This is a genomic window from Amycolatopsis sp. NPDC114504 (assembly GCF_055633595.1).
On record NZ_JBVKDU010000001.1, the window covers coordinates 2,030,938 to 2,047,600 of the forward strand.

Annotated in this window: 17 protein-coding genes; 9 read left to right on the forward strand and 8 right to left on the reverse strand. The window is 71.6% G+C overall.

Annotation, left to right across the window (positions count from 1 at the left end; all coding sequences use genetic code 11):
• Nucleotides 1-23 precede the first annotated feature (23 nt).
• A complete protein-coding gene (locus ACZ7PG_RS09450; protein WP_470238599.1) occupies nucleotides 24-1,622 on the reverse strand; it encodes an FAD-binding protein in 1,599 nt (532 codons plus the stop codon).
• Between the two features lie 100 nt (nucleotides 1,623-1,722).
• Here ACZ7PG_RS09450 and kstD point away from each other — a divergent pair, with 100 nt between their 5' ends.
• From kstD to ACZ7PG_RS09480, 6 genes are read left to right on the forward strand one after another with little or no spacing between them, the layout of a single operon-like run.
• On the forward strand, nucleotides 1,723-3,387 hold the full coding sequence (gene kstD / locus ACZ7PG_RS09455) for a 3-oxosteroid 1-dehydrogenase (RefSeq protein WP_470238600.1): 1,665 nt from the start codon (nucleotides 1,723-1,725) through the stop codon (nucleotides 3,385-3,387).
• A complete protein-coding gene (locus ACZ7PG_RS09460) occupies nucleotides 3,384-4,520 on the forward strand; it encodes a 3-ketosteroid-9-alpha-monooxygenase, oxygenase component (protein ID WP_470238601.1) in 1,137 nt (378 codons plus the stop codon). The genes kstD and ACZ7PG_RS09460 overlap by 4 nt, the downstream gene beginning before the upstream one ends.
• Nucleotides 4,517-4,774, forward strand: coding sequence for a hypothetical protein (locus ACZ7PG_RS09465; protein WP_470238602.1), 258 nt, complete (start codon nucleotides 4,517-4,519; stop codon nucleotides 4,772-4,774). Before ACZ7PG_RS09460 ends, ACZ7PG_RS09465 begins: the two co-directional genes overlap by 4 nt.
• A complete protein-coding gene (locus ACZ7PG_RS09470) occupies nucleotides 4,767-5,801 on the forward strand; it encodes a 2Fe-2S iron-sulfur cluster-binding protein (RefSeq protein ID WP_470238603.1) in 1,035 nt (344 codons plus the stop codon). The genes ACZ7PG_RS09465 and ACZ7PG_RS09470 overlap by 8 nt, the downstream gene beginning before the upstream one ends.
• Nucleotides 5,802-5,811: 10 nt before the next feature.
• Nucleotides 5,812-6,660: a MaoC/PaaZ C-terminal domain-containing protein gene (locus ACZ7PG_RS09475; protein ID WP_470238604.1), complete on the forward strand. Its 849-nt coding sequence runs from the start codon at nucleotides 5,812-5,814 to the stop codon at nucleotides 6,658-6,660.
• A 34-nt stretch (nucleotides 6,661-6,694) separates the two neighbouring features.
• The gene (locus tag ACZ7PG_RS09480; RefSeq protein ID WP_470238605.1) at nucleotides 6,695-7,150 is read left to right on the forward strand and encodes a riboflavin kinase; all 456 of its coding nucleotides are present in this window, start codon (nucleotides 6,695-6,697) and stop codon (nucleotides 7,148-7,150) included.
• A gap of 69 nt (nucleotides 7,151-7,219) precedes the next feature.
• Here the strand turns inward: ACZ7PG_RS09480 and ACZ7PG_RS09485 are convergent, their stop codons facing one another.
• The 6 genes from ACZ7PG_RS09485 to ACZ7PG_RS09510 all read right to left on the reverse strand — a co-directional run bounded on the left by ACZ7PG_RS09485 (nucleotide 7,220) and on the right by ACZ7PG_RS09510 (nucleotide 12,529).
• Complete coding sequence (locus tag ACZ7PG_RS09485) at nucleotides 7,220-7,771, reverse strand: DUF5134 domain-containing protein (RefSeq protein WP_470238606.1); 552 nt, start codon at nucleotides 7,769-7,771, stop codon at nucleotides 7,220-7,222.
• Between the two features lie 88 nt (nucleotides 7,772-7,859).
• Nucleotides 7,860-9,029, reverse strand: a complete 1,170-nt coding sequence (locus tag ACZ7PG_RS09490; protein WP_470238607.1) for a lipid-transfer protein — start codon at nucleotides 9,027-9,029, stop codon at nucleotides 7,860-7,862.
• Nucleotides 9,026-9,412, reverse strand: a complete 387-nt coding sequence (locus tag ACZ7PG_RS09495) for a MaoC family dehydratase (protein WP_470238608.1) — start codon at nucleotides 9,410-9,412, stop codon at nucleotides 9,026-9,028. Before ACZ7PG_RS09495 ends, ACZ7PG_RS09490 begins: the two co-directional genes overlap by 4 nt.
• The gene (locus ACZ7PG_RS09500; protein ID WP_470238609.1) at nucleotides 9,409-10,326 is read right to left on the reverse strand and encodes a bifunctional MaoC family dehydratase N-terminal/OB-fold nucleic acid binding domain-containing protein; all 918 of its coding nucleotides are present in this window, start codon (nucleotides 10,324-10,326) and stop codon (nucleotides 9,409-9,411) included. Before ACZ7PG_RS09500 ends, ACZ7PG_RS09495 begins: the two co-directional genes overlap by 4 nt.
• A complete protein-coding gene (locus ACZ7PG_RS09505) occupies nucleotides 10,323-11,477 on the reverse strand; it encodes an acyl-CoA dehydrogenase family protein (protein ID WP_470238610.1) in 1,155 nt (384 codons plus the stop codon). The genes ACZ7PG_RS09500 and ACZ7PG_RS09505 overlap by 4 nt, the downstream gene beginning before the upstream one ends.
• Nucleotides 11,477-12,529: an acyl-CoA dehydrogenase family protein gene (locus ACZ7PG_RS09510; protein WP_470238611.1), complete on the reverse strand. Its 1,053-nt coding sequence runs from the start codon at nucleotides 12,527-12,529 to the stop codon at nucleotides 11,477-11,479. Before ACZ7PG_RS09510 ends, ACZ7PG_RS09505 begins: the two co-directional genes overlap by 1 nt.
• A gap of 93 nt (nucleotides 12,530-12,622) precedes the next feature.
• On the opposite strand from ACZ7PG_RS09510, the gene ACZ7PG_RS09515 reads away from it, so the two are divergent.
• Both ACZ7PG_RS09515 and ACZ7PG_RS09520 read left to right on the forward strand, forming a co-directional pair.
• A complete protein-coding gene (locus ACZ7PG_RS09515; RefSeq protein WP_470238612.1) occupies nucleotides 12,623-13,471 on the forward strand; it encodes an alpha/beta fold hydrolase in 849 nt (282 codons plus the stop codon).
• A 14-nt stretch (nucleotides 13,472-13,485) separates the two neighbouring features.
• The gene (locus ACZ7PG_RS09520) at nucleotides 13,486-13,983 is read left to right on the forward strand and encodes a nitroreductase family deazaflavin-dependent oxidoreductase (RefSeq protein WP_470238613.1); all 498 of its coding nucleotides are present in this window, start codon (nucleotides 13,486-13,488) and stop codon (nucleotides 13,981-13,983) included.
• Here ACZ7PG_RS09520 and ACZ7PG_RS09525 read toward each other — a convergent pair.
• On the reverse strand, nucleotides 13,967-15,352 hold the full coding sequence (locus ACZ7PG_RS09525; protein ID WP_470238614.1) for a WS/DGAT/MGAT family O-acyltransferase: 1,386 nt from the start codon (nucleotides 15,350-15,352) through the stop codon (nucleotides 13,967-13,969). The genes ACZ7PG_RS09520 and ACZ7PG_RS09525 overlap by 17 nt on opposite strands.
• 65 nt (nucleotides 15,353-15,417) lie before the next feature.
• Here ACZ7PG_RS09525 and ACZ7PG_RS09530 point away from each other — a divergent pair, with 65 nt between their 5' ends.
• Nucleotides 15,418-16,653, forward strand: coding sequence for an alpha/beta hydrolase (locus tag ACZ7PG_RS09530; protein ID WP_470238615.1), 1,236 nt, complete (start codon nucleotides 15,418-15,420; stop codon nucleotides 16,651-16,653).
• Nucleotides 16,654-16,663 lie beyond the last annotated feature (10 nt).

Here is a 16,663-nt window from a genome sequence, read left to right on the forward strand (position 1 = left end):
TCTCGGTTCCACTTCCGAGAAGACTAGAACACGTTCTCGTTTTTGTCGAGAACACCCTGCGCCAGGGCACTGTTGATCCCTGCCCTGCGGCCGGAAAACACGCAGTCGGCCAGGGACAGCCCGCTCACGTACGACCTGGAACAGATTCCCACCGCGGTGCGCCCGGCCGCGTACAGCCCGGCGATCGGCTCCCCCGCCGCGTTCCGCACCGCGCCGGTGTCCTCGTCGACGACCAGGCCGCCGAGGGTGAGCATCGGCGTCGGGTACCCCAGGTTGGGCCGCACGGAGATGTCGATGAGCGAGAACGGCGGGTGCTCCAGCCGGCGCGCGAACTCGGCGGGCTTGCCCATCGGGTCCTCGGCGCCGTGGTAGGCCTCGACGCTCGCGCGCAGCCCCTGGGGGTCGACGCCGGCCTTGCGCGCCGCCTCCTCGACCGTCGCACCGGTGACGCGGCCGCGTCGCAGCAGATAGCGCAGCTGAAGCCCCTGGAACCACTGGCTTTGCGCTTTCGTGTCCCGCCGGGCCGCCGCCACGATCGGCGCGTCGACGAGGAGCCAGCCCTTGCTCCCGTGGCCCTCGATGAGCTTTTCGCCGACCGCGGCGCCGTACCGGGACTCGTCGATGACCCGCCGGCCGCCGGCGTCGACGATGACCCCGCCGAGGAACGCGCTGGGTGGCGTGATGAAGCGCCACGCGGAGATCCGGCCGAGCTCCCCCGTCGCGGCCCCGGCCTCGACGCCGAGCCGGATGCCCGAGCCGTCGTCGGCGGACGTGCCGAGCGGCAGCCCACCGCGGTAGGCCGGCGCGTGCTCGCGGACCAGCTCCCGGTTGGCGATGAACCCGCCCGCGGCGAGCACGACCCCGCGCCGGGCGGTGATCCGCAGCTCACGGGCGTGCGCGCGCTCCAGCCGTTCAACGCGGCGGTGCAGCGACTTGCGTAGCGACGGCACGTAGATGCCGGGCTTCGCGGAGTACTGCGAGAGCCGCCGATGCCGCGCGCGCACCCCCGCGGGCGCGTCCCGCAGCGTGTCGACGACGAGCCCGGTGACGCGGCCGTCCTCCTGGATCAGGGACCGCGCGTTCGTCTGGGTCAGCACCCGGATCTCGCGCTTGCGCACGGCTTCCGCGAGCCGCGTCATCAGCATCTTCCCCGAGGTCCCGGGCCCCTTGACGCGGTGACCGCGCGGGGCGGGCTTCGCCGCGTCCCGGAAACCGCCCGCGGCTTCGCTGCCGGAGTAGTACAGGTAGTGCGCGTCGCTCGGGTACGACGTCTTGTAGGGGCACAGGCTGCCTTCGAACGGCACGCCGTTGCCCTCCAGCCAGGTGATCATCTCGCGGCTGCCTTCGCAGAAGCGCCGCAGGGTCTGCTCGGAGACGACGTCCCCGGCTTCGAGCCGCAGGTAGGCGTACATCGCGTCGACGGAGTCGTCGACGCCCGCGTCGAGCTGCTGGGCGGTGCCGCCGCCCGCGTAGACCACGCCCCCGCTGACCGCGCTCGCGCCGCCGCCGGAGAACCGTTCGACGAGAATGACGTCGGCGCCAGCGTCGGCCGCTTCGAGGGCGGCGCAGGCGCCGGCCGCGCCGAACCCGACAATGATGACGTCCGCGACGAGTGCGTCCATGGGCACCACCCTAGAACTGGAACACGTTCTCGTCTATGGTGAGCGAAAGTGGCTCTCAACTGGATACTCGTCGAGTGGAACACGTTACAAGTGAGGTGGCATGACGGAGCAGTTCGACGTCGTCGTCGTCGGCAGCGGCGCTGCCGGGATGACCGCCGCGCTGGCCGCGGCGAAAGCCGGTCTGAGCGTCGTCGTCCTCGAGAAGGCGGCCTGCTTCGGCGGCTCGACCGCCCGCTCCGGCGGCGGGGTCTGGCTGCCGGGCAACCACGCGCTGCGCGCCGCCGGGATCGACGAACCGCCCGAGTGGGCCCGCGAATACCTGGCCTCGATCGTCGGCGACGTCGTGCCGGCCGTCCGGCGTGACACGTTCCTCGCGCACGGCCCCGAGGTGCTGAAGTTCGTGTGCGACCACACGCCGCTGAAGTTCCGCTGGGTCCGGAACTACAGCGACTACCACCCCGAGGCCCCCGGCGGACGCTCCGGCGGCCGCTCGGTCGAGCCGATGGCCTTCGACGGCAAGCTGCTCGGCGACGACCTCGCCCACCTCGAAGCGCCGTACAGCGCTCCCCCGCTCGGCGTGCCCATCACCCAGGCCGACTACCGCTGGCTGAGCCTGCTCGCGCGACACCCGCGCGGGGTCGTCCGGATGCTGTCGCTGGGCGTCCAGTGGCTGGTCGGGAAGGTCCGCGGACAGCGGCTGCTCAGCATGGGGCAAGCGCTTGCGGCCGGGCTGCGGGTGGGCCTGACCAGGGCGGGCGTCGACGTCCGGCTGAACACGCCGCTGCTGGACCTGCAGTTCGAAGGCGACCGCGTCACCGGGGTCGTCACCGCGGACGGAGTCGTCGGGGCCCGCCGCGGCGTGATTCTCGCCAGCGGCGGGTTCGAGCAGAACCTCGAGATGCGCGAGAAGTACCAGCGCGCGCCGATCGGCATCGACTGGACCGTCGGCGCGGCCGCCAACACCGGCGACGGCATCACCGCCGGCCTCAAGCTCGGCGCCGCGCTCGACCTGATGGACGACGCCTGGTGGGGACCGTCGCTGCCGCTCACCGGCGGCCCGTGGTTCGCCCTCGCCGAGCGCTCGCGGCCGCGCTGCATCATGGTCGACGCCCGCGGCGAGCGGTTCGCCAACGAGTCGGCGCCCTACGTCGAGGCCGTGCACGCGATGTACGGCCCCGGGGACGGGCCGGGCGAGCACATCCCGACCTGGCTCGTGTTCGACCAGAAGTACAAGGACCGGTACATGTTCACCGGCGTCGGGCCGCGTCAGCCGCTGCCCGGCCGCTGGTTCAAGGCCGGGATCGCGGTGAAGTCGTCCACCCTGGCCGGACTGGCCGCGAAGATGGACGTCCCGCCGGACGGCCTGGAAGCCACGGTGACGCGCTTCAACGGCTTCGCGCGCAACGGCGTCGACGAGGACTTCCAGCGCGGCGTCAGCAAGTACGACCACTACTACGGTGACCCGCGCAACAAGCCCAACCCCAGCCTCGGCCCCCTGGACAAGGCGCCGTACTACGCGGTGAAGATCGTGCCGGGCGACCTCGGCACCAAGGGCGGGCTGCGGACCGACGAACAAGCACGAGTCCTGCGCGAGGACGGCTCGGTCGTACCGGGCCTCTACGCCGCGGGCAACGTCAGCGCGGCCGTGATGGGCCGGACGTACGCCGGGCCGGGCGCGACCATCGGTCCCGCCATGGTGTTCGGCTACCTTGCGGCCACGCGGCTGGCGCACGAAGATCAAGGGACCACGGGAGGCGAGCGATGACGCAGGAGTCCGTACGCACCATCTACGCCGGTGAGCCGCCGGCCCGGTTCGCGCGCGGCTGGCACTGCCTCGGCCTGGCCGAGCGGTTCCGCGACGGGAAACCGCACGCGGTCACGGCGTTCGGCACCAAGCTGGTCGTCTGGGCCGACTCGAAGAGCGAGCTGCACGTGCTCGACGGCTACTGCCGGCACATGGGCGGCGACCTCACCCAGGGCAGCGTCAAGGGCGACGAGGTCGCGTGCCCGTTCCACGACTGGCGCTGGAGCGGCAAGGGCAAGTGCGTCTCGATCCCCTACGCCAAGCGGGTTCCGCTGCGCGCGCGGACGCGGTCGTGGACGGCGTCCGAGCAGAACGGCCAGCTCATGGTCTGGCACGACCCGGAGGGCAACCCGCCGCCGGCCGAGCTGGCGATCCCGCACATCGAAGCCGCCGACAGCTCCGAGTGGAGCAACTGGACGTGGGACTCGATCTTCATCGACGGCTCCAACTGCCGCGAGATCATCGACAACGTCGTCGACATGGCGCACTTCTTCTACATCCACTACGCGTACCCGACGTACTTCAAGAACGTGTTCGAGGGCCACATCGCGACGCAGTACCTCAACACCAAGGGCCGCCCGGACATGGGCATGGCGTCCAACTACGGCGGCGAGGACAACCTGCTGCGGTCGGAGGCGTCGTACTTCGGGCCGTCGTACATGATCAACAAGCTGGTGAACTCGTTCCAGGGCTACGAGATCGAGAGCGTGCTCATCAACTGCCACTACCCGGTGACGCCGACGTCGTTCGTGCTGCAGTACGGCATGAAGGTCAAGAAGCAGCACGGGCTGACCGACGAGCACGCGGACAAGATCGCGGCGAAGCTGGCGAAGGGCATCGGCGCCGGGTTCCTGCAGGACGTCGAGATCTGGAAGCACAAGACGCAGATCGACAACCCGCTGCTGTGCGAAGAGGACGGTCCGGTCTACCAGCTTCGCCGGTGGTACCAGCAGTTCTACGTCGACGCCGCCGACGTCACCGACGACATGACCCAGCGGTTCGAGTTCGAAGTGGACACCACGAAGGCCAACGAGGCGTGGGCGGCCGAGGTGGCGGAGAACCTGGCCCGACAGAAGACCGAGGCGGAAGTGTGACCACCGCCGAGACCGTCGAGTTCCTGACCGGCGGGCTGCGGCCGCACGAGTGCCGCAGCTGCGGGACGTGCGTGCTGGTGAAGAAGAACAGCATCCAGCACACGAGCATCCAGTGGACTTCGCGGCCCGCCGAGACGTGCCCGGTGTTCGCCGACGCGGACGGCCCGTCGGCGCTGCTCGACACGTGCCCGAAGCTGGCGGACAGCATCGGCGACGCCGTCCGCGAGGGCTCGCTGGCGGTGGCCGATGGGTGAGCGGGTCTACACGCTGACGGTCGCCGACGTCGTCGTCGAGACGCCGGACGCGCGGTCGGTGGTGTTCGAGATCCCCGCCGAGCACGCGCCGGCCTTCGCCTACTCCGCCGGGCAGTTCCTGACGCTGCGGATCCCCAGCGAGCGGACGGGTTCGGTGGCGCGGTGCTACTCGCTCTCGAGCGCGCCGCACGAGAACCGCGTGCAGGTGACGGTCAAGCGGACCGACGGCGGGTACGGCTCGAGCTGGGTCTGCTCGTCGCTTCGCCCCGGGATGCAGGTCGACGTGCTGGCGCCGGCCGGGGTGTTCTGCCCGACGTCGGTCGACGAGGACTTCCTGCTGTTCGCCGGCGGCAGCGGCATCACGCCGGTGATGGCGATCCTCAAGACGGCGCTGGAGCAGGGGTCCGGCCGGGTCGTGCTGGTCTACGCGAACCGCGACGAGAGCTCCGTGATCTTCGCGGGTGAGCTGGCTTCGCTGGCGAAGCGCTACGGAGACCGCCTGGTCGTGGTGCACTGGCTGGAGAGCGTGCAGGGCCTCCCGGACGTCTCGCAGCTGCGCGGGCTGGCTTCCGTGTACACCTCGTACGAGGCCTTTCTGTGCGGGCCGGCGCCGTTCATGGCCGCCGCGCGGGAGGCGCTCGGGCAGCTCGGGGTGCCGCGGGACCGGGTGCACGTCGAGAAGTTCACGTCGCTGACGGGGAACCCGTTCGAGGCCGCCGTCGCGGAGGAGCCCGAGCCGGAATCGGACGAAGCGCCCGCGTCGCTGACCGTGACGCTCGACGGCGACACGCGGGAGCTGGCCTGGCCGCGGCAGCGGAAGCTCCTCGACCAGCTGCTGGAGGCGGGGATGGACGCGCCGTACTCGTGCCGCGAGGGACAATGCAGTGCGTGCGCGTGCCGGATCACCTCAGGTGAGGTGAAGATGCTGCACAACGAGGTCCTGGACGCCGAGGACATCGCGGACGGCATCGTGCTGGCCTGCCAGTCGCTGCCGGTCACCGACGACGTCACGATCAGCTACGAGTAGGAGTTCCCGCGTGCCCATCGACCCCGCCGTCGCCATCGGAGCCGAGATCGGCGAGGTGAACTTCGCCTGGACGTCGTCGGACGTGCTGCTCTACCACTTGGCCTTGGGCGCCGGCCCGGACGAACTGCGCTACACCTACGAGCAGGACCTGGTGGTGCTGCCGACGTTCGCGACGGTCGCGGCGAACCTGCGGGTGTTCGACCCGCCGGCGGTGAAGTTCCCCGGGGTCGAGATCGACCTGGCGAAGGTGCTGCACGGCAAGCAGGAGGTCACCGTGCACCGGCCGATCCCGACGTCGGGGAAGGCGGTGGCCCGCTCGCGGATCGCGGACGTGTTCGACAAGGGCAAGGCCGCGGTCGTCGTCCAGGAGGTCGCCGTGACCTCGTCGGCCGGGGATCCACTGTGGACGGCCCGGTCGAGCATCTTCGCCCGCGGCGAGGGCGGTTTCGGCGGTTCGCGCGGGCCGTCCGACCGGATCGAGTGGCCGACGCGCGAGCCGGACGTCGTGCTGGAGACGCCGACGCTGCCGCAGCAGGCGTTGCTGTACCGGCTGTGCGGCGACCGGAACCCGCTGCACGCCGACCCGGCGTTCGCCGCGGCGGCCGGGTTCCCCGCGCCGATCCTGCACGGGCTGTGCACGTACGGGATCGTGGCGCGGGTGCTGGTGAACGAGTTCCTCGACGGCGACCCGGCGCGGGTGGCGTCGTTCGCGACGAAGTTCGCCGGCGTGGTGTTCCCCGGCGAGACGCTGCGGATCAGCGTGTGGCGCGAAGACGGCCGGCTGCTGGTGACGACGACGGCGGTGGAGCGCGACGACGCCCCCGTGCTCGCGGACACGGTATTGGTGCCCACTTCGTGAGAAGGCTCCGGCGATCGCCCGCTAACGTGGAGGGGTGACTTCGGAATACTTCGTGGTGCGGGGCGCGGTCGAACACGGCGACGAGCGAGGCCGTGAGCTGGGCTTTCCGACGGCCAACATCGCGCTGAGCGACCAGTCGGGGTCCGTCGGAGACGGCGTGTGGGCGGGCTGGGTGGGCCGCCCCGACGGCTCCCGCATCCCGGCGGCGATCTCGGTCGGCCGCCGCCCGACGTACTACGGAGCGGACGGGTACCGCCTGCTCGAGGCCCACCTGCTGGACTTCACGGGTGACCTGTACGACGAGACGCTGGTGGTGTGGCTGGGCTCCCACCTGCGCGACCAGCAGGCGTACGCCTCGGCGGAGGACCTGATCACGGCGCTGAAGAACGACATCGCGGCGGCGACCCAGTGGACGGCCGGCCACCCGGCGGCCGCGCTCCCGGCCGCCGGGGAAAGCCCCCTGGGCGAGGTCCGCCGAGTCACGGGCTGAGGGTCTGCCGCGGCTTGTCGTGAGTGAGAAACAGTGTTCTAACCCTGTTTCCCACTCACGACCGGTTCGTCACAAGGCCGAGGCCAGCAGCATGTAGCCCATGCCGGCCCCCATCACCGCCCGGCAGACCGCGCGCGACGCCTGCCCGGGGCCGGCCACCGCCACCGCCGACCCGCGCACCACGAGCGCTCCGGACCACACGGCGTCCACCACGAAGTACCCCGCCGCCACTACCGCGACCAGGGGCAGCGCCAGTCGTGAGTCCATTGTGGACATCGTCAGCCACGGTCCGTGCGTCATACCGCCGTGGGGCATCGCCGTCACCATGTAGAGCATCGCCGCCGCTGACAGAGCGTGGTGGGCGCAGCCCGCCCGGCCGCGCCACCACGCGACCGCGAACCAGCCCGCCGTCAGCACCAGCACCGCCTGCCAGCCCGCCGCCGGGATCGGGCCGCCGACCGGGGAGAACATCGCCACCATCGCGACCACCAGCAGCAGTTCGGCCAGGTCACCGTGGCGGACGCCGTCGCCGAGCCGCCCGTAGTCGAGGCGGACGAGCCGCAGGACGCACGGCAAAGCCAGCGCCGCGAACACCGCGGTGAGCGCCCAGTCGACCGCCATCGCCAGCCGGCCTCACTCTCCGTCGTGGGTGGTGTCTCCACAGTGACACCCACGACGGCCGGGCACCAGCCGTCAATGAGGTGACGCCCTAGTCACCCGTCAGGACGAGTCCGCTGGTCGGCACGCCCGTACCCGCCGTGACCAGCACCCGGGACGCGCCGCCGACCTGGTTGACCGCCGTCCCGCGGATCTGCCGGACGCCCTCCGCGATGCCGTTCATCCCGTGGATGTACGCCTCGCCGAGCTGGCCGCCGTGCGGGTTCAACGGCAACGCGCCGTCAAGTTCCAGGGCGCCGTCGGCGATGAAGTCCTTCGCTTCCCCGCGACCGCAGAACCCCAGCTCCTCCAGCTGCATCAGGACGTACGGCGTGAAGTGGTCGTACAGCACCGCGACGTCCACATCGGACGGTCCGAGCCCGGACTGGCTCCACAGCTGCCTGCCGACGACGCCCATCTCGGGCAGCGCGGCCAGGTCGTCGCGGTAGTAGCTGGTCATCACGTACTGGTCCGGCCCGCTCCCCTGCGCCGCCGCCGCGATCACCGCCGGCGGCCGCGCGAGCGCACGCGCCCGTTCGACGCTCGTCACGACCAGCGCCACCCCGCCGTCGCTCTCCTGGCAGCAGTCGAGCAGGTGCAGCGGCTCGGCCACCCAGCGCGACGACTGGTGCTCCTCGAGGGTGATCGGCCGCTCGTGGAACCACGCGTTCGGGTTGGTCGCCGCGTGCTTGCGGTCGATCACCGCGACCCGCCCGAAGTCCTCGCTCGTGGCGCCGTAGTCGTGCAGGTAGCGCCGCGCGACCATGGCCACCGTCGCCGCCGGCGTCGCGATGCCCATCGGGTAGTGGAACGCGTTGTCCACGCCGGACGAGTTGACCTGCCCGGCCGCGGCCGAGGACACCTGGCCGAACCGCATGCCCGAGCGTTCGTTGAACGCCCGATACGCGACGACTACGTCCGCGACACCGGTCGCCACCGCCATCGCGGCCTGCTGCACGGTCGCCGCGGCCGCGCCGCCGCCGTAGTGGATGCGGCTGAAGAACTTCAGCTCGGGGATCCCGAGCTCCCGCGCCACCGCGATCTCGGCGTTGCCGTCCATGGTGAACGACACGAGCCCGTCCACATCGGACGGTGCGAGCCCGGCGTCCGCCAAGGCGTGGGAGATGCATTCGGCCGCCAGCCGCAGTTCGCTGCGCCCGGAGTCCTTCGAGAACTCCGTCGCGCCGATCCCGGCGATGGCGGCCTTGCCCGAGAGCGTCACGGCAGCGTCACCTCCACGGTCCCGGCGACGTGCTCGCCGAGCGAGTCCACACCGGACACCGCCACGACGACGTCGTCGCCGTCACGGGAGACCACGCGGCCGGTGAACGTCAGCGTGTCGTAGGCGTAGCACGGCACGCCGAGCCGGATCTTGATCGACCGGATCAGCGCCTCCGGGCCGGCCCACGCCGACACGAACCGCTGCACCAGGCCGGTGTCGGTGAGGATGTTGAGGAAGATGTCCTGCGAACCGCGCGCCACCGCCGAGTCCCGGTCGTGGTGCACGTCCTGGAAGTCGCGGGTGGCCAGCGCCGTGCTGACGACGAACGTCGGCGTCGCCTCGATCGTCAGCGGCGGCAGCTCGGTCCCTTCGGTGACGGTCATCGCGCCACCTTCCAGGCCGGCAGGGTCAGGTCGTCGTCGACGCGGACGAACGCCGCCACCACCGGGAGTCCGATGTGGACCTCCTCGGCGGACGCGTCCAGCAGCTCGGCCATCACGCGAACCCCTTCTTCCAGCTCGACCAGGGCCACGACGAACGGCATGTCCTTGCCCGGCACCGGCGGGTGGTGGTGCACGACGTAGGAGAACACGGTCCCGCGCCCACTCGCGACGACGTAGTCCGGCTTCGTGTCCAATGCGCCGTCGGGCGGCATCGGCCCCGGCGGGTGCCGCAGGGTCTCGCCCCAGCGCTGGATCCGCAGCTCCCCTTCGCGCAGGCCGTCCCAGAAGAACTCCGTGTCGCGGCTGATCACCGGCCGCAGCACCGGCGCCGCCGGCGGTTCCGGCGCGGGCGGGCGGAACTTGAGGACGCGGAACATCATCTCCGCGACGGCCTCGTCCTCGACGTACCAGGTCATCCGCGTGGTGACGAACCAGCCCTCGCCCAACGCGGTCCGCTTCGGGCCGACGACGTTCTCCAGCCGGGTCCGCGCCTCGACCTGCTCGCCGGGACGCAGGTAGCGGTGGTAGGTCTGCTCCGAGTTCGTCGCGACGACGGAGGTGAACCCGGCCTCGTCGAAGAGTTCCATCATCAAGCCGAGGGGATCGTCGCTCCCCCGCGGCACGTTCAGGCCGCCCATCGTCCACACCTGCGCCATCGCGGGCGGCGCGACCAGTCCCTTGTGGACACTCTTCGCGGCGAACTCCGGGTCGGTGTAGACCGGGTTGTCGTCCCCGATCGCCTCGACCCAGTTGTTGACCATGGCCTGGTTCACCGGGTCGCGCGCCAGGCGCGGCGCGCACTCGCCGCGCGCGACGACCTTCTCGGCGGCTTCGATGATGTCCTTGTCGTTCATCGCGGCACCCTCGGCAGGCCCAGGCCGATCGACGCGATCAGCTCCCGTTGGATTTCGCTGACGCCGCCGCCGAACGTCAGCACGATGTTGCGCTTCGCGGCGACGTCCAGCCACTCCGCCAGCTCGGCGGTGTCCGGATCGGACAGATCGCCGTGGCGCCCGACCAGCTCTTCGAAGTTCCGGCCGATGCGCTGGATGACCTCGGAGCTGAACACCTTGGTCGCCGACGCGTCCCCGACGGCCACCGGCGCGCTCGCCGAGGACACCGCGACCTGCCAGTTCAGCAGCTCGTTCACCCGCGTCACGGCCATGGCCTCGGCCAGCACGGCCCGGACGTCGGCGAGGTCGAGCAGGCCGTGGGCGGCGGCCCAGGCGCGGACGCGGTCGTACAGCCCGCCGATCCGCCCGGCCGGGCCGAGCATGACGCGCTCGTGGTTGAGCTGCGTCGTGATCAGCCGCCAGCCCTCGTTCTCCTTGCCCACCAACCGGTCCACCGGCACGCGAACGTCCGAGTAGTACGTCGCGTTGACGTGGTGGGCGCCGTCGCAGGTGATGATCGGCGTCCAGGAGTAGCCGGGGTCGCTCGTGTCCATGATGAGGATCGAGATGCCCTTGTGCCGCGGCGCGTCCGGCGCGGTCCGCACGGCGAGCCAGATGTAGTCGGCGTCGTGGCCGCCGGTGGTGAAGATCTTCTGGCCGTTGACGACGTACTCGTCGCCGTCGCGCACCGCCGTCGTCCGCAGGGCCGCGAGGTCGGTCCCCGCCTCCGGCTCGGTGTAGCCGATCGCGAAGTGGATCTCGCCGGCCAGGATCTTGGGCAGGAAGAAGGACTTCTGCTCGTCGGTGCCGTACTGCTGCAGTGTCGGCCCGACCGTCTGCAGCGTCACCGAGGGCAGCTGGACGTCGGCGCGCACGGCCTCGTCGACGAACAGGTGCTGTTCGATCTCGCCGAAGCCCTGCCCGCCGTACTCGGCGGGCCAGCCGACGCCGAGCCGGCCGTCGCGGCCCATCCGGCGGACGATCTCGCGGAACACCGGTCCGTGCCGCTCGCGCAGCATCGCCTGGCGTTCCGCCGGGCTGATCAGCCCGGCGAAGTATTCGCGCAGTTCGGTGCGCAGTGCTTTCTGCGCCGCGGTCAGTTCGACGTGCATCAGTTCACCGCCACTCGTTCGCCGAGCCGGCCGAGCCGGTGCCCGGCGCCGCCGAGTGCCCGGCCGAGGTCCTTGACCGCCGACGAATACCGGTGCAGCGGGTAGGTTTCGTCGACGCCGACGCCGCCGTGCAGGTGGTGGCAGGTCGCGAGCGCCTTCGGTGCCTCTTCGGCGAGCCAGTAGGCGGCGACGTCCAGTTCGGCGTCCGCGTCGAGGCCGGCCGCGAGCCGCCACACCGCCGACGTCACGGCCAGGTGCACGGTCCGCGAGGCGACGTAGACGTCGGCGATCTGGCCCGCCACCGCCTGGAACGTCGCGAGCGGACGGCCGAACTGCGTGCGCTCGCCCACGTGCTTCACCGTCAGGGCGAGGGCGCCGGCCAGGAGGCCGTCCCCGAGCGCGAGCGCGCCGGCGAGCGCGAACCGGTGCAACGCCGCGACGGCGCCCCGGTCGAACAGCAGGTCCGTCTCCTCGACGGCGACCCCGGCCAGCCGGACGGTGTACTCCGGCGGCCCGGCCGAGGTGGGCGTCGGGACGAGCGTGACGCCGTCGGCGTGCGGGTCGACCAGGTAGACGGCGGTCCCGTGCCCGGTGCTCACCGGCGTCAGGATGCGGGTGGCCTCACTCGCGTACGGGACCGCGGTCTTGACGCCGTCGAGCAGCCACTTCCCGTCGCGCGCCCGCGCTGTCGTCGCGGGTTCGGCGACGAGCGGGGCGGACGGCTCGTGCAGGGCCGCGGTGAGCAGCGCGTCCCCCGCGGCGACCGCCGGCAGCAGCTGCGCGCGTTGCTGGGGCGTGCCCAGGGCTTCGATCGGCAACACGCCCAGTGCGAGGGCGGCGTAGGCGGGCACCGGCGCGGCGGCGCGGCCGACCTCGGTCAGGACCTGCGCGACCTCCGCGACGCCGAGGCCGTCGCCCTCCAGGTCCGGGGGCAGCGCGAGGGCCAGCAAGCCCGCCGATGCGAGGGCGCGCCACGGATCGTCGACCGCACCCAGCACCTTCGCGGCGAGGGCGGCGATCTCCGTCTGCGTATCGTCAAGGGTGAAGTCCACGCCCGTCCTCCGGATCGGCGCAATACTGAAACCTGTTCTAGTCTTAACCGGAAAGGCCCGGTACGGCAACCCCCGCGGAGGAGTCGAGTGGCGGTGACCGAACGCGGTGGCGCGCGCCGCCGGCGGATCACCGTGCCGCCGACTGCCGCGGTGCCCGACCCCGTCCCCCTCGACCTGCCCGGGCGCGGACGGACCGTGGTCACCGACGTGGGACCGCGGGACGTGCCCGCCCTCGTCCTGCTGCATTCGGTGGCCTGCACGGGCTTGCTGACCTGGTATCCGGCCCTCGACCGGCTGGCGCGCGACCACCGCGTCGTCGTGTTCGACCAGCGGTGGCACGGCCGGGGCATCCGCTCGCCGGAGTTCCGGCTCGCCGACTGCGCCGGGGACGTCACCGCCGTGGCGGACGCGCTCGGCCTCGAACGGTTCGCGCTCGCCGGGTACTCGATGGGCGGGATGGTGGCCCAGCTCGTCGCTCGCGCCGAACCAGAACGTGTTACCGGACTGGTGCTGTGCTCGACCGCGAGCAACTTCCGGCGGGGGCTGCGCCAGAGCGTCGCGCTCGACGTGTTCGGCCGGACGCTGCGGCAGCTGCGCGAGCGCGTGAAGCTGCCCGCCGTGCCCGCCGCCGTCCCGCGCGAGCGCGTCGACGACTACCGGTGGGGTCTGCGGGAGTTCCGGTCGACCACGCCGTGGGAGGTCGCGGTCGCCGTCGACGAGATCGGCCGGTTCGACTCGACGCGCTGGCTCCCTTCCCTGCGGCTGCCCGCGGCCGTCGTCGTGACCACCCGCGACCGGTTCATCGCCCCCGACCACCAGCGGTCCCTCGCCCACCGCATCCCCGGTGCGGCGACCTACGAGGTCGCGGCCGGGCACGCCGCCTGCGTGCTCGCCGCCGACCGCTGGGTGCCCGCCCTGCTCGCCGCGGTCCACTCCCTTTGAGGAAGGAACTCACGATGGGACGTTTCAGCCTGCCCGACGAGAAGCCCGGCGGCCTGGACTCGCCGGTGACGGCGAAGGTCATGAAGTACGGGGCGAAGGCCCAGGTGGCGGTCTTCAAGCTGACCGGCGGCCGCGTCGGCGGCACGTGGCGGGTCGGGACGGGCTTCCGCAAGCCGGTGCCGACGCTGCTGTTGGAGCACCGCGGGCGCAAGTCCGGCCGGCTGTTCACCACGCCGCTGCTCTACCTGAGCTCCGGAGCGGACGTCGTCATCGTCGGCTCCCAGGGCGGGCTGCCGAAGCACCCGCAGTGGTACCGCAACCTGCTGGCGCACCCCGAGACGCGCATCCATCTCAAGGGCCGGCGGGATGTCCCGGTGACCGCGCGGGTGGCCGACCCTGCGGAGCGCGCCGACCTCTGGCCGCGGCTGGTGGAGCTCTACGCCGACTTCGCGAAGTACCAGGCCTGGACCGACCGGGAGATCCCGGTCGTGGTGCTCAGCCCGCGGCCTTGAGCAGGTCGGACAGCGCCTCCGGGAGCGCGTCGGCCAGCGGCCACAGGTCCTTGACCAGCTCCTTCGCGCCGAGCAGGCCGACGTGCACCTTGCCGGCGTTGGACAGCACCGTGACGTTCAGCCCGGCGCCGTGGAAGACCGGGCCGAGCGGGTAGAGGCCGGTGATCCGCGCGCCGAGCAGGTACAGCGGCATCGGCGGGCCGGGCACGTTGGAGACGACCAGGTTGTGCACCACCGGGTGCTTCTCGGCCAGGCGCAGCGCCGAGTACGCGCGCACGGCGAGCCCGAACGCCGTCGCGGCCGAGAACTGCGCCCAGTCCTGCAGCATGTCGGCGTCCATGTCGTGGTGGTGGTCCTTCGACAGCCGGTTGGCCTCGGCGAGGAAGAACACCCGCGCGGCCGGGTCGGGCAGGTGCGTCGGCAGCGAGGCGAAGAACGCGGAAACCTTGTTGCTGCCGTGGTCGCGCTCGGTCCGGTCGTGCACCGAGACCGGGACGGTCGCGACCAGCGGGTCGTCCGGCAGTTCGCCGCGCGCTTCGAGGAAGTCCCGCAGCGCCCCGGCGACGAGCGCGAGCACGACGTCGTTGACCGTGACCCCGAAGGCGTTCTTGACTTCCTTGACCTCGTCGAGGTCGAGCTGGGCGAACGCGACGCTGCGGTGACCGGTGATCGTGCCGTTCAGCGACGTCCGGGGCGCGGTGAACGGGATCGGCATCCCCTTGCCGCGCAGGGCTTTCCCGAACCAGCGCGTGCCGAGCTCCAGCAGGTCCGGCAGCAGCCGCGCGAGCTCGGCGGGACGTTTCGCGACGCTTTCGACGCCGGTGCGGAGCAGGTTCAGCGGCGAGGGCATCGAGGGGTTGCGCGGTTCGTCGATCGCCGGCGCCGGCGCGTCCGGCTCGAGGCCGGCGAGGTAGGTGATCAGGCTGGCGCCGCTCACGCCGTCGACGCTGGCGTGGTGCATCTTCAGCAGCACGGCGATCTGGCCGTCGGCCAGGCCTTCGATGACGTGGAGCTGCCAGAGCGGGTGCGCGCGGTCGAGCTGCTGCCCGGCGATGTGCGCGCACAGCTCGGCCAGCTCGGCGCGGTCGCCGGGGGCCGGCACGCCGATGCGGTGCACGTGGTGGTCGAGGTCGAAGTCCTCGTCCTCGACCCACACGGGATGTCCGATGTTCCAGAACGGATTGTGCAGTTTGCGGCGGAACGCCGGAATCAGCCGGACCCGTTCGTCGAGCTTTTCTTGGAGCTTCGCGAAGGTGTAGCCGCCGGGGACGGTCGAGCCGTCGAGGGTGATCAGCCCGCAGACGTGCAGGACCTGCGACGACGTCTCGAGGTAGAGGAAGCTCGCGTCGAGGCCGCTCAGTCTCTGCATGCCGATCAGCGTAAGCCACTTCCGGTGAGCGGCGCGCTACACTACTCGCCGGTATCATCACGCTGGTGCAGCCGAATTTCCTGATCCGTCGCGCGGTCCAGCTCGGCCTCACCGCGAACGCGCTCCGCCCGTTGCGAGCCCGGTCCACGACCATCCCGGCGTTCTTCGCCGGGTGGCTGACCGGGGAGCTCGCGCCCCAGTTCCTGGCACTGACGGCCGCGGACACTGCGTTGCACGTGGCCCGTCACGGCGTCCGCGACCGGTCGACGCAGGCCGGGCTCGCGATGGCCGCCGCGTCCGCCGCCGGGCTCGCCACGCTGATCCGCACGGGCCACGGCGCCCGCGAGGAGATCGAGAAGGCGCTGACATCCGCGCTGGGCGAGGACTACGCGTCCGAGCTGGGCCGCTCCGACCTGGGGCTGCCGTGGGGCGAGCTGGCACTGCCGTTCCGGATGGGTGCGCCGGACGTGCGCGTCGACCGCAACATCGCCTACGCCCCGGGCGGCAAGCGGTTCCTGCTGGACGTGTACCGCCCCGCTGAGCCGGTGACCGGCGCGCCGGTGCTGCTGCAGGTCCACGGCGGCGCGTGGGTGATCGGCAACAAGGAGGAGCAGGGCCGGCCGCTGATGCGCTACCTCGCGCGGCGCGGCTGGGTGTGCGTGGCGATCAACTACCCGCTTTCGCCGACCCACCGCTGGCCCGCGCACATCGTGGCGGCGAAGCAGGCGCTGGCGTGGATCCGCTCTTCGATCGCCTCGTACGGGGGCGACCCGGATTTCGTGGCGGTGACGGGCGGTTCGGCGGGCGGTCACCTGTCGGCGCTGCTGGCGTTGTCGCAGAACGACCCGGCGTTGCAGCCGGAGTTCGAGGACGTCGACACGAGCGTCCAGGCGTGCGTGCCGCACTACGGCGTGTACGACTTCGCGGCGACGTCCGGGTCGCGGGCCAGTCAGTACCGCTTGGAGAGCTTGATCGCGCGTCGGGTGTTCGCGGCGGACCGTGATCCGGTGCAGCATCTCGACGACTACATCGCGGCGTCCCCGCTGGACCGGATTTCTTCGGACGCACCACCGTTTTTCGTGATCCACGGGCGCGACGACTCGCTGGTGCCGGTGCGCGAGGCACGCGAGTTCGTGCGGCGGCTGCGGGAGAAGTCCCGGCAGCCGGTGGCTTACGCCGAGCTGGCCGGGGCGCAGCACGCGTTCGACGTGTTCACTTCCGTGCGGAGCGCGCATGTCGTGCGGGGTGTGGCGCGGTTCCTGGACTTCACCTACAACGCTTGGAAGGCCGAGAACCGGTAGCGGCGGCGGC

Bases quoted from the DNA above. Each gene is read 5' to 3' on its own strand.
- ACZ7PG_RS09450 (WP_470238599.1), bottom strand. From the start codon at position 1,622: ATGGACGCACTCGTCGCGGACGTCATCATTGTCGGGTTCGGCGCGGCC.
- kstD (WP_470238600.1), top strand. From the start codon at position 1,723: ATGACGGAGCAGTTCGACGTCGTCGTCGTCGGCAGCGGCGCTGCCGGG.
- ACZ7PG_RS09460 (WP_470238601.1), top strand. From the start codon at position 3,384: ATGACGCAGGAGTCCGTACGCACCATCTACGCCGGTGAGCCGCCGGCC.
- ACZ7PG_RS09470 (WP_470238603.1), top strand. From the start codon at position 4,767: ATGGGTGAGCGGGTCTACACGCTGACGGTCGCCGACGTCGTCGTCGAG.
- ACZ7PG_RS09485 (WP_470238606.1), bottom strand. From the start codon at position 7,771: ATGGCGGTCGACTGGGCGCTCACCGCGGTGTTCGCGGCGCTGGCTTTG.
- ACZ7PG_RS09495 (WP_470238608.1), bottom strand. From the start codon at position 9,412: ATGACCGTCACCGAAGGGACCGAGCTGCCGCCGCTGACGATCGAGGCG.
- ACZ7PG_RS09500 (WP_470238609.1), bottom strand. From the start codon at position 10,326: ATGAACGACAAGGACATCATCGAAGCCGCCGAGAAGGTCGTCGCGCGC.
- ACZ7PG_RS09505 (WP_470238610.1), bottom strand. From the start codon at position 11,477: ATGCACGTCGAACTGACCGCGGCGCAGAAAGCACTGCGCACCGAACTG.
- ACZ7PG_RS09520 (WP_470238613.1), top strand. From the start codon at position 13,486: ATGGGACGTTTCAGCCTGCCCGACGAGAAGCCCGGCGGCCTGGACTCG.
- ACZ7PG_RS09525 (WP_470238614.1), bottom strand. From the start codon at position 15,352: ATGCAGAGACTGAGCGGCCTCGACGCGAGCTTCCTCTACCTCGAGACG.